We start from the raw sequence: 15,177 nt of genomic DNA, 5'->3' as shown, positions 1-15,177 counted from the left end.
TGGCGCTGGCGGCCCTGCGGGCCGCCAGCCGCCGTCGACCTCACCAGCGGGCAAAGTGGTCTTCCATCAGCCCCCGCAGGCCGTCGACCACCACCTCTCCGCCAGCCTCATCCCGCACCACACCCTCAAAAGTACCGGCATACTGGCGGAAGTTGGACGCCAGCACCACCACGTCCATGCGCTCCTGGCGCACCCCCGAAGGCGTAAAGCGCAGGTCTACCCGACCATCCGAGGTCGTGACTCGCCACGGGGATTCCGGCGCCTGGCGATCAAATTCAAAACGGGCCATATCGAGCTTGTGGCAGCGGCCGTCGAGCCACAGCGCGTTCTCGGTGACTCCGGTTTCATTGACCCCGGCGGCGAGATTCAACCCCAGCGACCGGCCATCCGGCAACTGCCCCGCCAGGCACGCCCAATTCCAGGCGGTCTCCCGCCGCATGTAGCCACAGCTCCAGTCAATGGTGCCACGAAAGCCGGGGTCGCAGTGAAAGTCACGCCCATCCCAGTGGACCGAACCGGTCACCGGCAATCCGGCCGATTTACGGGTAAACACCCAACCGTTGTAGCCGGCCTGTGACGCCATCCGCAGCGGATCACTGTCCTGCTGAAGCTCAAAATCGGCCCGTATCCGGGCCCCGTCCCGGATGCGCACCCGTCGCCCACTGGCGGTGGGCTCTATCACAATCTCTGCCGAGCCCTTGGCGAATCGGGCAGTACCGACTTCCGGCTTCGGTTCCAGCTGGGTGTTCCAGCCCAAGGGCTGGAGCAGGCTGCGTTCGTAGAGATCGCCCGAGCGGAAATCAAACAGGTAGAAAAATGCATTGCTGACCAGCTTGAGATCGACGATCGCCACGCCCATCAACCAGTCGGGCCCCATGACGCTGACAAACTGAAACTGGTTGAAGCGCCAGCGCCGGGCCAGGCCGGAGCGAGGCCGGTCCATTACCGTACGCAGGTCGTAATCCAGATAATTGATGGCGTCCACTGGCTCCGGCAACACCCCCAGGAACGGCTTTCCCTGTTCGTCGATCAGCTTGTTCATTCGTCTTCCTGTCTCATGCAAGTCGAGCCACCAATTATTACCGGGGCCACGGTCCTCAAACCGTCGGCTACGGCACAGTTTCACGGGTGGCAGCGCGGTACACTTCGGGCAGCGTCGGAATAACCGCTTCAGCAGGCCATGCTGCGGTCTGTTCAGTTATTCAGAAGCCTTCAATAAATTCAAGGAAGTATACCCCATGGCAAAAGACAACGTCTGGCAAACCGCCACCCAAGCCCTGGCGGCCACGGTGCTTTCCGTAAGCCTGTCTGCCCAGGCCAGCCTGCCGGACGAGGCCTCGCCGGACTGGTCGCTCAGCAAACACACGGACGACATTCGGGTGTATACCCTCGCCCAGCCGGATTCCAACTTCCGCGCCTTCAAGGCCGTGGCCCTGCTGGACGTCCCCATCGAGAACCTGATGGCGGTGATGATTGACCCCACCTCTTGTGTGGCCTGGGTCCATGGCTGCACGGAATCCTATGGCTTTGGCGAGGGCAGTTTTCACGATCGCTATGCCTACTCGGTCAACGACATGCCCTGGCCGGTCACCGACCGGGACTATGTGCTGCACATCGTCACCGAGGGCTCCGAGGCGACCGGCGAGGTGCAGATGAACCTGAACGCGGTCCCGGACCTTCGCGAGGCGTTCGAGTCCTATGTCCGGGTCGATCGTTCCGACACCCTGTACCGTTTCATTCCCGCTGGAGCCCAGACCAGAATGGTGTGGATTCAGCACACCGATCCCAACGGTGCCCTGCCCGGCTGGCTGGTCAATTCCCTGCTGGTGGATATTCCGATCAAGTCCCTGCAAAACCTGGAAAAAGTTGCCCAGCAGGCGCAGTACCTGGACCATCAGCTGGTGTACGACGACGGTGGCCGACTGATTGCGGTCAGCGGCCGAAAAACAGGGGATGACTAAGCGCCCAGTTGCAGCTAAGCTCTCGGTAAAAGGAACTTAATCGAGCAGGACCCCATCAATGACCGTTCTCGCTTTCGAGATCATGACCCCCAGCATCAAGGCGGTGCCGCAATCCTGGACCATGGAACGGCTGGCCCGGTTTCTCACCGACAACGAAATCACCGGCAGCCCGGTCATCGACGACCACGGTGAAATCGTCGGTATCGCCACCCTCAAAGACATCACCGAGTTCCGCTGGAATGCGACCCGCAACGAGTTCGACAGCCGGCTGACGCCGGAAGAGGAACAGGAAGCCCGCCGCCTGCGCATGGCCATCTTCGAGGAGATGGGCAAGGTGCCGGTGGAAGTTCGGGACATCATGACTCCCATCGTGCTGTCGGTGGATGAACAAACCCCGGTCAGCGAGATCGCCCATACCATGATGGACGAACACCTGCACCGGATTTTCGTCACCAAAGACAACAAGATCACCGGCATCATCACCACCTACGACATGCTGAAACTGATTGCCGATAAGGACTTGACCAAGCGCTGCGCCGATGACGTTTGACTCCGACCCCACAAGCCAGACTCCCACAGCCGCCTGCCAGAGAGGTATCGAGCCTATGCCCAGAGCCCATGACGCTCGCAAAAAGATGTATGTCCTCGACACCAATGTCCTGATCCACGATCCCAACGCCCTCCTCAACTTCGAAGAGCACGACGTCATCATCCCGATGACGGTGCTGGAAGAGCTGGACAGCCTCAAGTCCGGCAAACAGGCCGTCGCCGCCGATTGCCGGCAGGCGATCCGCAATATCGACAAGCTGCTGGGGGACGCGGTACCAAAGGACATCGAACGGGGCGTGCCCATCAAACGGGCACAAAAAGCCGAGCCACTGGGCACCCTCTCCATCCTCATGAACATGGAGCATGTCGGCTCACACTCGCTGCCGGAGAACCTCAACGACAACAAGATCATCAACACCCTGGCGGAACTGCAGAAGCGCCACAAGTCCCGCGACATCATCCTGGTCAGCAAAGACATCAACATGCGCCTCAAGGCGCGAGGATTTGGCGTCGAGGCGCAGGATTACCACAATGACCAGCTGCTGGACGACATTGACCTCCTGCCCAAGGGTTATCGCGAGTTTAGCAATTCGTTCTGGGACACCATCGAAAAGGTGGAAACCCTGCAGCGCGAAGGTGTCACCGAGCACATCCTCAAGCGTGAAGGCGAGCTGGCCCGACTCAATATCAACGAGTTCGTGATCGACGAGCAAGGTTTTGTCGGCAAGGTAGTGGATATTCAGGACGACAAAATCGTCATGCAGGACCTGCATCAGGATGACCTGATGAACGAGGAAGTCTGGGGGCTGATGCCACGGGACATATACCAGGCCATGGCATTGAACCTGCTATTGGACCCGGACATCCACATGGTCAACCTGACCGGTTCGGCCGGCTCCGGCAAGACCATCCTGGCACTGGCGGCGTGCATCGAAATGACCGTGGCCAGCAAGCAGTACAAGCGCATCATCGCCACCCGCAGCACCCAGGGTCTGGATGAAGACATCGGCTTCCTGCCGGGCACCGAGGCGGAAAAAATGGAGCCCTGGCTGGGAGCCATCGTGGATAATCTGGAAGCTCTCCACGAAGACGACGAGAACATGACCGCCAGCGTCGACTATATCCTCAGCAAGGTGCCGCTGCACTTCAAGTCGATGAACTACATTCGGGGCCGCAGCTTCCAGCACAGCCTGATCATCATCGATGAGTCGCAAAATCTCACCCCCCATCAGATCAAGACCATCATCACCCGGGCCGGCAATGGCTCCAAGGTCATTTGTTTGGGCAATCTGGCACAAATCGACACCCCCTACCTCAGCTCGCTGAGTTCCGGCCTTACCTACATGACCGAACGCTTCAAGGGCTTTCGTCATGGCGGCCATATCCACCTGCAGGGTGTGCCGCGATCCATTTTGGCGGAATACGCCGAAGCCAACCTTTAATTAACAGCTCCTCTTTGTTCCGGGCGGGCCTGCGGTGCCCGCTCCGCCGCCTGCCTTGCCCACGCCCGCCCCTGGCTGCATTTTGACCAAATCGACACGGAATGACGGCTGCTTGGCCATCCACTAACCATTCCGACGCCGATAATGTGACATACGTCACAGGGTGTGACCTTCGCGAATAAACAATTACAAAAGGCGACGTTATGAACAAACCAATGGCAGCCGTGCTTTTGAGCGCGGGCGCCCTTCTTTTGGGTGCCTGTGGTGGCGGAAGCGGCGACAGCTCCCTGGAGGGTGCCACCAGCTCAACCTTGATCAGCCGGGACAGCCCCGTGGTGGCGGGCGATACGGTAGAAGGACCACAGCGGCCGCTTCCGGCCAGTATCAGCGCTCTTCCCCCCGCTTCCTGCAGCGCCGACGCCCTGCCCGACGGTGGTCGCCACTACCGGGTGGAAATGCCCTCCCGGGTGGACGGGGCTGCGATTGTGTTTGAAGTGTTCGAGCCCGCCAGCCTCGATTGCCAGGACAAGCACCCGCTGATTCTTCAGGGTCACGGCTTCAGCGGTACTCGCACCACCGAGGCCGGCACCGATCCGCTATCCCCCATCTTGCCCTTGATCGAAGCCGGTTACACCGTGATCAGCATCGATCAGCGTGGCCATGGCGAAAGCGGTGGTACTGTCCGGGTCATGGACCCGGATTACGCCGGTGAAGACCTGGTACAGATTGTGGACTGGGCCGAGACCCACCTGGACTTCCTCAAGTACCGGGACGACAACCTGCTGCTCGGTGCCGTGGGCGGCAGTTACGGCGGCGGGTTCCAGTACCTGCTCTACAACGTCGATCCAGACCATCGTATGGACGCCATGGTGCCCCAGATCACCTGGCACGATCTGACCTACAGCCTCAACCCCGGCGATGTCACCAAGAACTATTGGCTGCTGTTCCTGGCGCTTGTGGGCGATGCCGGCAGCGGCGGCTCCATGGACCCGTTGCTGCGCTCGTCCATTCTCGACGGCTTGCTGCAGAACCGGTTCCCGGAGCCGATGTTGGACTTCGTTCACTATCACAGCCCCAGCTACTTCTTCGATAACGAACGGGGACTGGAGCTGCTGGATAGCGGCAACACCCAAAGTTACCTGCTGGACCCGATCACCGGCCGAGTCCCCGTCACCGGCGATGGCCGCTACATCGTCAAGACCGCCCGTACCAACCAGTACCCGGTGGATGTGCTGATGTTCCAGGGCATGCGGGACAGCCTGTTCCCCTTCAACGATGCCTACGAGAACTACCTGAGCATGAAAAAGGCCGGGGGTGACGTGCGCCTGCTGACCTACCCCTTCAGCCATCATTACCTCGCCCCCAGTGCCGGTCTGGTTCAGGAAACCCTGCAAAGTCTCGGTTTCTACGGCGAAGCCCTTCCCGAGTTCGCCACCGAGGGCCTGGGCGCTCTGACCGACTGTGGCGACATCAACATCAACGACGCCACCGTAGCCTGGTTCGATGAAAAACTGCTGGGCCGCGGCCATGCCGACGAGGTAATCACCAGCGGCCAGCAAATCTGCTACACCCTGGCCCCGGGCGATGCGGTCTATGCGCCGGAGGTAACCGTCGGCGGGGCGCCGTTCCCGATTGCCATCCCGGTTCTCAACACGCCGGTTCCGGTAGTGTTGGGCGCGAACCCGGTACCGGTGATCGTGCCGCTGACCACACTGGAAGACGATGGCGTGATCGCCGGCATCCCCACCGCGACCTTGACGGTTGGCACCGGGCTGGAGTCGCTCGATGAGCAGTGTCTGGAGGCAACCGATCCGATTCTCCACCTGGGCACCTGCGATGCCATGATGTATGTGGGTGTCGGAGTCATCCGCAACGGTTTGAGCGTGCCGGAACTGATCGACGAGCAGGTAATGCCGGTACGGGGCTTCGGTGCACACGACCTGGAGCTGGTGGGTATTGCCGAACGACTGCGGGCCGGGGACCAGCTGGTGCTGATGCTGTATGGCCAGCACCCCACCTTTGTCGGCGCCTTCTCCCGGGATCTGGCGAGCTGGCTGGTTCAGGTCAGTGGCGAGGTGTCGCTGCCGTTGCTGAGTTCTGACGGCCAGTCGGCGCTGTAAGACATCCCCCACGGGCGCAGGTTCACCCGCAGGACGCGGAGAGGCATAACCGAACCGCATCAGTTGAGCCGGCTAACCTCGATGGCACTGATGCGGTTCGCTCTGCTCACCACATCCTACCAAGCTGGATCACTCGAAGGATGCGGTGAGGCCTAGCCGAACCGCATCCATCGAGCCGGCTTACCTGGAAGGCATTGATACGGTTCGCTCTGCTCGCCACATCCTAGCGAGCTGGATCACTCGTAGGATGTGGTGAGGCGTAGCCGAACCGCATCAATCCTGGTCAGGCCGACAGCTTGGCTTCGGCCTCCGCCTGCTGACGCAGCAGGAAGCGCTGAATCTTGCCGCTGGAGGTTTTGGGCAGCTCGTCCACGAACTCGATTTCCCGTGGGTAGGAGTGGGTGGACAAACGGGTCCGCACATGGTGCTGCAGCGCTTCTACCAACTGATCGTTGCCATCAAACTCCGGCCGGACCACCACGTAGGCTTTCACAATCGCGCCCCGCTTGGCATCCGGCTTGCCCACTACCGCGCTTTCGATCACCGCCTCATGTTCCAGCAGTGAACTCTCTACCTCCGCCGGGCCAATCCGGTAGCCCGCGGAGGCGATGATGTCGTCGTCCCGGCCGGTGTAGGAATGGGCACCGTCGCCGTTGTTGATGACAATATCGCCGGTCAGGTAATACTTGCCATGGAACGGGCTCTTCTCATTCCAGGTGTAACCCTGGAAGAAGTACAGCGGGGAATTCTCGATATCGATCGCCAGCTCGCCGGTTTCACCCACGCCCACCTCGTTGAACCCGGCATCCAGCGCCACCAGGCGGTAACCGGGAATCTGATAGCCCATGCTGGCGTCCCGGTGAGGATGACCCAACTCGTGGAAGTTGGCCGAGGTCATGCCGGTCTCGGTCTGGCCATAGTGATCGCACACGGTGCAATCGAAGCGCCGCTTCACCCAACCGATCACCTCCGGGTTCAGGGGTTCACCGGCACTGCTCGCCACCCGCAGGTTAATGCCGGGAAAATCCGCCACCAGCGAATCGTTCGCCTTCAGCAGGCGATAGGCGGTTGGGGCGGCCGCCAGGTTGGTGATGTTGTACTTGCGCAGGAATTCCAGGGTGTTGTCGGCGGTGAAGCCAGCTTCGTTGAAGTGGGTGGTACAGCCCAGCAAAAGCGGGCCAACCACCGCATAGTAGAGCCCGTAGGCCCAGCCGGGATCGGCCACGTTCCAGAAGTTGTCGTCCTGGCGCAAGCCAATGGCGTAGCGCATGTACATCCAAAACGCCGGCAGTGCCTTGGCCGGTACCGTCACCCCTTTCGATTTACCGGTGGTGCCGGAGGTAAACATTTGCAGGAACGGATCTTCCGGGCCGATCAGCACCGGTTCGAAGTGGTCGGCCTGCTGCTCCAGAGTTTGCCAGAACAGGTGGTTCGCCTCGGTTGCAGCCGCCGCGCCGTCCTCTGCCACCAGCATGGTTTCCGGCAGATCGTTAACGTCCGCCAGTTTCGGCCACTGCTCCGGATTGGTGACAATCAGCTTGGTGCCGGCCTTGCCCAGGCGGTACTCGATGGCGCCGGAGCCGAAGGCGGTGAACAGCGGCTGATACACCGCCCCCACCCGCAGGGCGCCCAAGACACAGATCATCAGCTCTGGGGTACGCCCCAGCAGACAGGCCACGCGATCGCCCTTGCCAATGCCGCGGGACTTTAGAAAACCCGCGAATTGGGCGGAACGACGCTTGAGTTCGGCAAAGGTCATCTCGCCGCTGCGGCCATCGGCCCGTTCATAACGCAACCCTACGCGCGTCTCATCGTTGGCGTAGCGGTCGCAGATTTCGGTGCAGACATTCAGGCCGTCGTTATAATTGCCCTGAAAATTCTGTAAGATCGAGTCAACCGAAAAATTGTTCGCAAATTCGTCGTAGCTGATAGCGTCCATAAACACCTGCCCTTTTGATTTGTTGTTAGTAACCTGCGATTTGTTGCTAGTAACCTGCGATATGTTGTTAGAAACTTGCGATTTGTGGTGAGTGACTTAAGCTCGCTGGCTGCAACCACCGCTCAGAAGGCTGTCAAATCAGGTTAAGGAAAGGCGTTTAGCAACAGAATGACAGGATTCAGCAGATAACTTGACAAGTTTTGCAGGAGCCACTGTCCGCGTTCATGAAAAACCTGACCTTCTCATCCCACTACGCCCGTGCCGTCCTCTACGGGCTGGAGAAGACCGGCCGCGACGTGGACGCCTTACTGGCGAGCCGGGACATTGACCCGGAGCTGGTCCACGAACCCAAGGCCCGGGTACCCACCGAGCAGTTCATCCGGCTGTTCCGGCTGACCTGGAAAACCCTGGACGACGAATTTATGGGCCGCACGACCCGGCCCTGTCGTATCGGTCATTTCCACCTGATGGGATCACTGGTGGTGCATGGCGCCAACCTGGAAGACGTGATCCGCCAGAGCATCCGCTGTTATCGGCTGTTTTCAGAAGACATCCAGATCGACCTCAACCTGGAAGGTGACGAGGTGGAACTGAGCCTGACCCACCACCACCCGGAGCTGGACCCGGACAACTTCCTCATCGAGTGGCTGCTGCTGGTGTGGCACCGGCTGGTGGGCTGGATGATTGGCCGCAAGATCGTGCTCAGTCACGCCACCTTCATGCACCCCTTGCCGCCGCACTTTGACGAGTACCGGTTCGTGTTCCCGTGCCAGTGCCACTTCGACCGCCGTCGCAACAGCCTGTTTTTCAGCAAGCAATACCTCACCATGCCGGTGACCCGCAGCTCGGAAGAGCTGGACGACTTTGTCCGCAATTCGCCACGGGACCTGCTGATCTGGACCGAAGAAGACAACAGCGTCACCACCCAGGTGCGCCAGCTGTTGGAGGCCTCGGAAGCAGGAAAACTGCCCAACCAGGACCGGGTGGCCGAACAATTGCACATGACCGCCTACACCCTGAGCCGCAAGCTCAAGGCCGAAGGCAGCTCCTACCAGAAGATCAAGGACAACCTGCGCCGGGACCAGGCCGTGACCATGTTGACGCGGCAGAACCTCAGCATTGCCGACATTTCCAACCGCCTGGGCTTTGCCGAACCGGGCGCCTTCTCCCGGGCCTTCAAGCACTGGACCGGCGTTAGCCCGCTGGCCTACCGTAACCAGGACCAGCTGCCCAGCCCATAGCCCAAGCCCCGTGACCGTTCTGTGACAGAGCCCCCACCGCATCCCCCGCCGACACTGTAGGCTTGGAGCTGCTGAAACGACCCAACAACGTCAACTATGGATGGATGACGGTGAAAATTCTCAAAACCAGCGACCTGGTGGCGGCGGACCTGCCCAACCTGGAAGCGCCCTACGCTGCGGCCCAAAGGGCACGCAGCCTGATCCTTGCCGACCACTCTGGCCGATTTAATCTGGAGCGGTTGCTCACCCCGCTGCCCGCCCATGGCGTCCGGGCCCGAGACCGTTCCCGACTGGTAGAGGACGTCCTGCGGAAGATCGGCAGCGGCCAACTCTGGCTGGTGTACGGCGTGGGCGACGGCCGACCGTTCGACCCGGTGATTCGCTGGAACGAGCCGGCACTGGGCCAGGGCCGGGGACACTGGGTGCTGAATGGCCACGACGCCCCCTGGGCGCTGAGACACGGCCTGAACAGCCTCAATGACCGCGGCGTTACCCCGCAACAACTAGCCCGCCACGAAGCCGGCGGCATCGGCACCCTGCCCGCCAGCAACCTTGCTCAGGAACTCAGGCTCAAGAGCAAGGAAGACGCTGTGCAACAGCAACCCTCAGCCAACTCTCAGACTCCTTTTCCGGCAAGGCCGATCGCGCCTTTACCCTCGCCTTTGCCCTCGCCTGCCACCGCGCCGGAGCAACCAACGCCGGAGCCAAGCCCGGAAATTTACCTTGAAGTGGGGCTGTTTACCGATGGCACGCTGAACAATGCCGACAACTCCCGGGCGCTGGAGGCGCAAGTGAACGCAACGTGCACCGATCCCCTGGAGCGGGGGGAGATTTCCGAGGAAGAGTGCCAATATCGTTTGGGGCTGCTGCTGGGGGATAGCTATGCCAATGCGCCGAGTAATGTGGCGAAGCTGAGGGATCTGTATATCGAGTCCCAGGATTTCCAACAACACAAAGCCATGCACCGATTCTGGCTTTATGCACCAGGAATTGGCACCCAGTCCGGAGATGATGACTCTCCCGTTGGTATGATCACTGGTTTAGGTGAGACAGGCATAATTCGTCAGGTAGAGAAAGCGTTTAAACAACTGGCTCGCAGGGTTCATGACTTAGAACTACGAAAGAGAATCACCACCTTTACAATCGACTTATTTGGTTTCAGTCGCGGTGCTGCTTCGGCACGTCATGCCGCCCATGAAATCAGCCTTGGCCCAGAGGGCGCATTAGGAAAAGCCTTTAACGCCAAAGGAATCGATTGGCCTGAACGAGTTACCATCCGCTTTGTCGGTCTATTCGACTGTGTAGCCGCTATCATCAATCCAACTAACGGAGACTGGGTGCCGAGCAATGATGTCAATGCTCCGGTAAATGTCTACCTGAATCCGAAGACTGTTGAACAGGCCGTGCATCTGACCGCCGCTGACGAGCACCGCAAGAACTTTGCGCTGAACAGCTTGCGAAGTCCCGATGGCAACCTGCCCGCCAACTTCCGGGAGTGCAGCCTGCCTGGTGTCCACTCTGACATTGGGGGAGGCTATGGTGATAGTCAACGTGAGGATATTTTAATCAGCCCCCTTCACCAGGTGCCAATTGACCGGATAAAGTGGCCGGAGCAATCGATGCAATGGGACACTCTGGAGGCCCTGAAGCGAGAGAAAGAAGAGGAAGGATGGATTGGTGAATTTTGCCTTCCAGTGCAGCCTTCTGAACGCCTAGCCCCATCCCCCAGTGATCTGGGACCAGAGAGTGATGCCAACCTGCATATATATGAATACGCTTCAGAACATCCTGCACCATCGGGGCGAGTAGAACTAGCACTCAGGATGGTGCGCCAGGTTCGTGGCGAATTTTCCCGAGTGACACTTCGAGTAATGCACCAACTGGCGACTAACGCCGGAGTGCCATTGGACAGTATCGATCCAGAAGATGAATCGGTTCGCCTGCCCAGTGAACTCGTCCCCATCACAAACACAATTTTGGAGCAAATTTCTACAGGCTCCGACAGGCCTTCTTTAACAACGAATCAGCGGAACTTGATTCGGCAACGATATACTCACTACTCGGCGCACTACAATCCAATCAAGTTCATGACCCTAAATACGCCAGTTTCACTTCGTTTATCCCGAAACTTCGGTCCCAACATTCCAACTACATCCGGTGAAAGAATTGTCTATCCCAATAGGTAAGGACTGGGTATGAAAGTCGTTAGCATGATGATTATGGCCGGAGTGATCGCAGCACTGACGGGCTGCGCCGCCTGGAGCAATGATGACATAGACTGGGATATTTCCATCGCAGCCCCCCAACACTACAAAATGTGGCTTCTCAATGCCCACCTGGAAAAATCTGGCATACGGAGTTGGCGGGGTCCCATTGGCGGAGGAGTGGAGTGCTGTTGGAAAGGTCCCAATGGTCCCTTTGGGTCTGGTGGCCCAATGGACCCCTTTCCCAACCTGATTGCCTTACATTGGTTTTCCTTTGCCGAACAGAAATACTATTCCACTCTGCTCAAAATCCCACCGGACTTGGAGGAACGCATGCGCGTACCAGCTCCCACGATAACTCAGCAGGGCGAAGTCCGTTATTTGCCAAGGAACAATTTGGTTCTGGGCCTAGCCCCTGGTGGGGAGGTAGTAGTCTGGATAATGAGCCAGAAATCCAACGCCGAGGAAGTCATGCGCGTACCCGCCGTCGAAGTAGAAGGTAACCTTAATGCCTTCAAGGTGCGCACGGAAGACTACCTCAAAGAACACGGCGCCTACCTCCAAGAGCACGGCATCCCGCTTGAAGGATGGTAAGCAATCGTTCGAGGAACTTGTCGGCCGGGAAAACAAGTCACCCAACGAACCTGACCAAAGCCATCGAACCTCCGTCATCCTGTAGGATGCCGGTGAGCGCAGCGAACCGCATCAAGGCCCAACCTGCGAAACAGGCGCGAACGATGAGGTTCGCTTCGCTCACCGCATCCTACGAATGACCAGGCAGCAATCAAACCCGGGGCCTTGTGTCCGCCGGGAAAACAAGTCACCCAACGAACCTGACCAAAACCATCAAACCTCCGTCATCCTGTAGGATGCCGGTGAGCGCAGCGAACCGCATCAAGGCCCAACCTGCGAAACAGGCGCGAACGATGCGGTTCGCTTCGCTCACCGCATCCTACGAATGACAAGGCAGCAATCAAACCCGGAGCCTTTTGTCCGCTGGGAGCACTAGTCACCCAACGAACCTGACCAAAGCCATCAAACCTCCGTCGTCCTGTAGGATGCCGGTGAGCGCAGCGAACCGCATCAAGGCCCAACCTGCGAAACAGGCGCGAACGATGCGGTTCGCTTCGCTCACCGCATCCTACGAATGACCCGGCGGCAAACAAACCCGGAGCCCCCCATTGGCCAGCCGCCGTCAACAGGCAACACCCACCTAGCACAAGGCAAGGCACCAACAATGTGCCGCCTCTCCGGGCCGAAGAGCGCCCCGCTTCAACAAAAAAAGGCCGCAACATCAAACGATGGCGGCCAACAATCCCCGCTACCAATAGCCCAAGGGGGGGAGTTCTTTGTTCGTATCGTTACAGCAGCTCAATGGCCACGGCCGTGCCTTCACCGCCGCCAATGCACAGCGACGCCACGCCCCGCTTCAGGCCTCTTTGCTTCAGGGCGTTGATCAACGTCACGATAATCCGCGAGCCTGAGGAGCCAATCGGGTGGCCCAGGGCGCAGGCGCCGCCATAGACATTCACCTTGTCCGCATCCAGCCCCAGTTGCTGAATGGCCAGCAGGGTGACCACCGCGAAGGCCTCGTTAATCTCGTAGAGATCCACATCGTCCTTGCTCCACCCCGCCTTGGCCAGCACCTTCTCGATGGCGCCAATGGGCGCCAGGGTGAACTCGGCCGGCAGCCTGGCATGGGTGGCGTGGGCAACGATCCTGGCCAGCGGCTGCAATCCCCGCTTGCCCGCCTCCTCGGCACTGGCCAGCACCAGCGCAGAGGCCCCGTCACTGATGGAACTGGCGTTGGCCGCCGTCACTGTACCGTCTTTCTTGAACGCCGGCTTGAGGCTCGGAATCTTTTCCGGACGGGCGTTACCGGGTTGTTCGTCGGTATCCACCAGGGTCTCGCCCTTGCGGCCCGGCACCGTCACTGGCACGATTTCGTCGGCAAACCAGCCGTTCTCGATGGCGGCCAGCGCCTTGTTCAGGGAGTCCACCGCAAACTCGTCCATGGTCTCCCGGCTGAGCTTGAATTCATCGGCGGTGCGCTGGGCAAACACCCCCATCAGGCCACCTTCGTAGGCATCTTCCAGGCCGTCAAAGAACATCGAGTCGATCACTTCCCCGTGGCCCATGCGCATGCCCTGACGGGCCTTGGGCAGCAGGTACGGCGCCTGGCTCATGTTCTCCATGCCACCGGCGATCATCACCGAGTTGGTGCCGGCCTTGATCTGGTCGTGGGCCATGATCACTGCCTGCATGCCGGAACCGCACATCTTATTGACGGTGGTACACCCCGCACCATCGGGAACGCCGGCCTTGCGGGAAGCCTGGCGAGCCGGCGCCTGACCGAGACCGGCAGGGAGTACGCAACCCATCACCACTTCTTCGACATCCGCCGGGGTCAGCCCTGCGCGCTCGATGGCCGCCTTGATGGCGACCGCACCCAGCTCCGGTGAGCGGACGCCACTCAGGGAACCCAACATGCCCCCCATCGGAGTCCGGGCGGCACCGGCAATGACTACAGAATTGTCAGACATAGCTCTACCTTCCTGTTTCAATTCAGTCCCGCCCCAGTACAGAGCGAGCAATGACTTCTTTCATCACCTCGGACGTGCCGCCATAGATGCGCTGCACCCGGGCGTCGATAAAGGCGCGGGAAATGGGGTACTCGGTGGTGTAACCGTAGCCACCGAACAGTTGCAGGCAGCCATCCGCCACCCGGCACTGCATTTCCGTGGCGCTGAACTTGGCCATGGAAGCAGTGGCGGCATCCAGCTCGCCCCGGCTGTACTGGGCCAGACACTGATCGACGAACGCCTGGTTGACGCGATAGTCGGTCTCCATTTCCGCAATCCGGAAGCGGGTGTTCTGCAGTTGCTTGAGCTTCTGGCCAAACACCCAGCGTTCGTCCACGTATTTCAGCGTCAGATCCAGTGCTCCCCGGGCCGCCGCGGCACCGATCGCACCAATAACCAGCCGCTCACGGGGCAGTTCCTGCATCAGATAGACAAAGCCCTTGCCCTCCTCCCCCAGCAGTGCGCTGGCGGGCAGCCGCACATCCTCGAAGAACAGCTCCGAGGTGTCGCCACTGTGCTGGCCGATCTTGTCGATGTTGCGGCCACGACTGAACCCCGGCAGGGTGGTATCCACCAGGAACAGGCTGATTCCCCGGGCACCAGCAGCGGGATCGGTCTTGGCGGCGACAATCACCATATCCGCGTGCTGACCGTTGGTGATGAAGGTCTTGGAACCGTTCAACACATATTCGTCACCGTCCCTCACCGCGTGGCTGCGCATCGCCTGCAGATCGCTGCCCGCCCCCGGTTCGGTCATGGCAATGGCGCCCACCGCCTCGCCGGACACCATCTTCGGCAGCCAGTGCTGTTTCTGGTGGTCGTTGGCCAGGTGGCTGAGGTACGGCGCCACGATGTCGGAGTGCACCATCACATTAGTAGCCAGGGCACCAAAGCCCATCCGCGCCATCTCCGCGCCCACCAGCACCGAATACTCAAACGGTGCACCGCAGCCGCCGCATTCCTCCGGCACATCGACGCCCAACATGCCGGCCTGGCCAAGGATGTTCCAAAGCTCGCGTGGCACCAGGCCGGCTTTTTCCCACTGCTCGTAATAGGGAGCCACCTCGGTCTCCAGGACCTTGACCACCATATCCCGGAACAGAGTCAGTTCTTCGTTGTCGACGGTGCTTGTCATGAAT

General features: G+C 59.9%; 11 protein-coding genes. 7 read left to right on the top strand and 4 right to left on the bottom strand.

Annotation, left to right across the window (positions count from 1 at the left end; genetic code table 11):
• Positions 1–40 precede the first annotated feature (40 nt).
• Complete coding sequence (locus N6L25_RS08405; RefSeq protein ID WP_271979373.1) at positions 41–1,042, bottom strand: DUF2804 domain-containing protein; 1,002 nt, start codon at positions 1,040–1,042, stop codon at positions 41–43.
• Between the two features lie 196 nt (positions 1,043–1,238).
• On the opposite strand from N6L25_RS08405, the gene N6L25_RS08400 reads away from it, so the two are divergent.
• The 4 genes from N6L25_RS08400 to N6L25_RS08385 all read left to right on the top strand — a co-directional run bounded on the left by N6L25_RS08400 (position 1,239) and on the right by N6L25_RS08385 (position 6,072).
• Positions 1,239–1,961 carry an START domain-containing protein gene (locus N6L25_RS08400; RefSeq protein ID WP_271979372.1) on the top strand — a complete coding sequence of 241 codons (723 nt, stop codon included), beginning with the start codon at positions 1,239–1,241 and terminating at the stop codon, positions 1,959–1,961.
• A gap of 58 nt (positions 1,962–2,019) precedes the next feature.
• Positions 2,020–2,511, top strand: coding sequence for a CBS domain-containing protein (locus N6L25_RS08395; RefSeq protein ID WP_271979371.1), 492 nt, complete (start codon positions 2,020–2,022; stop codon positions 2,509–2,511).
• A gap of 85 nt (positions 2,512–2,596) precedes the next feature.
• Positions 2,597–3,952, top strand: a complete 1,356-nt coding sequence (locus N6L25_RS08390; protein WP_271979569.1) for a PhoH family protein — start codon at positions 2,597–2,599, stop codon at positions 3,950–3,952.
• 203 nt (positions 3,953–4,155) lie between these two features.
• A complete protein-coding gene (locus N6L25_RS08385) occupies positions 4,156–6,072 on the top strand; it encodes an alpha/beta hydrolase (protein ID WP_271979370.1) in 1,917 nt (638 codons plus the stop codon).
• A gap of 283 nt (positions 6,073–6,355) precedes the next feature.
• Here N6L25_RS08385 and N6L25_RS08380 read toward each other — a convergent pair whose 3' ends face one another.
• Positions 6,356–8,011, bottom strand: a complete 1,656-nt coding sequence (locus tag N6L25_RS08380; RefSeq protein WP_271979369.1) for an AMP-binding protein — start codon at positions 8,009–8,011, stop codon at positions 6,356–6,358.
• 224 nt (positions 8,012–8,235) lie between these two features.
• On the opposite strand from N6L25_RS08380, the gene N6L25_RS08375 reads away from it, so the two are divergent.
• The 3 genes from N6L25_RS08375 (at position 8,236) to N6L25_RS08365 (ending at position 12,050) form a co-directional block, all read left to right on the top strand.
• Positions 8,236–9,252 carry an AraC family transcriptional regulator gene (locus N6L25_RS08375; RefSeq protein WP_271979368.1) on the top strand — a complete coding sequence of 339 codons (1,017 nt, stop codon included), beginning with the start codon at positions 8,236–8,238 and terminating at the stop codon, positions 9,250–9,252.
• A gap of 62 nt (positions 9,253–9,314) precedes the next feature.
• Positions 9,315–11,438, top strand: coding sequence for a T6SS phospholipase effector Tle1-like catalytic domain-containing protein (locus N6L25_RS08370; RefSeq protein ID WP_271979367.1), 2,124 nt, complete (start codon positions 9,315–9,317; stop codon positions 11,436–11,438).
• Positions 11,439–11,447: 9 nt separating this feature from the next.
• On the top strand, positions 11,448–12,050 hold the full coding sequence (locus N6L25_RS08365) for a DUF2931 family protein (protein ID WP_271979366.1): 603 nt from the start codon (positions 11,448–11,450) through the stop codon (positions 12,048–12,050).
• A gap of 767 nt (positions 12,051–12,817) precedes the next feature.
• Here N6L25_RS08365 and N6L25_RS08360 read toward each other — a convergent pair.
• Positions 12,818–13,999, bottom strand: coding sequence for a thiolase family protein (locus N6L25_RS08360; protein WP_271979365.1), 1,182 nt, complete (start codon positions 13,997–13,999; stop codon positions 12,818–12,820).
• A 22-nt stretch (positions 14,000–14,021) separates the two neighbouring features.
• Entirely contained in the window at positions 14,022–15,173 is a 1,152-nt protein-coding gene (locus N6L25_RS08355; protein ID WP_271979364.1) for an acyl-CoA dehydrogenase family protein, read from the bottom strand.
• Positions 15,174–15,177 lie beyond the last annotated feature (4 nt).

This window comes from Marinobacter sp. SS21 (genome assembly GCF_028369065.1).
GTDB lineage: Bacteria > Pseudomonadota > Gammaproteobacteria > Pseudomonadales > Oleiphilaceae > Marinobacter.
Note: the sequence above shows the minus strand (reverse complement) of the source record. Positions and strands in the feature narration are given on the sequence as shown.

Bases quoted from the DNA above. Each gene is read 5' to 3' on its own strand.
- N6L25_RS08405 (WP_271979373.1), bottom strand. From the start codon at position 1,042: ATGAACAAGCTGATCGACGAACAGGGAAAGCCGTTCCTGGGGGTGTTG.
- N6L25_RS08400 (WP_271979372.1), top strand. From the start codon at position 1,239: ATGGCAAAAGACAACGTCTGGCAAACCGCCACCCAAGCCCTGGCGGCC.
- N6L25_RS08395 (WP_271979371.1), top strand. From the start codon at position 2,020: ATGACCGTTCTCGCTTTCGAGATCATGACCCCCAGCATCAAGGCGGTG.
- N6L25_RS08390 (WP_271979569.1), top strand. From the start codon at position 2,597: ATGTATGTCCTCGACACCAATGTCCTGATCCACGATCCCAACGCCCTC.
- N6L25_RS08385 (WP_271979370.1), top strand. From the start codon at position 4,156: ATGAACAAACCAATGGCAGCCGTGCTTTTGAGCGCGGGCGCCCTTCTT.
- N6L25_RS08380 (WP_271979369.1), bottom strand. From the start codon at position 8,011: ATGGACGCTATCAGCTACGACGAATTTGCGAACAATTTTTCGGTTGAC.
- N6L25_RS08375 (WP_271979368.1), top strand. From the start codon at position 8,236: ATGAAAAACCTGACCTTCTCATCCCACTACGCCCGTGCCGTCCTCTAC.
- N6L25_RS08365 (WP_271979366.1), top strand. From the start codon at position 11,448: ATGAAAGTCGTTAGCATGATGATTATGGCCGGAGTGATCGCAGCACTG.
- N6L25_RS08360 (WP_271979365.1), bottom strand. From the start codon at position 13,999: ATGTCTGACAATTCTGTAGTCATTGCCGGTGCCGCCCGGACTCCGATG.
- N6L25_RS08355 (WP_271979364.1), bottom strand. From the start codon at position 15,173: ATGACAAGCACCGTCGACAACGAAGAACTGACTCTGTTCCGGGATATG.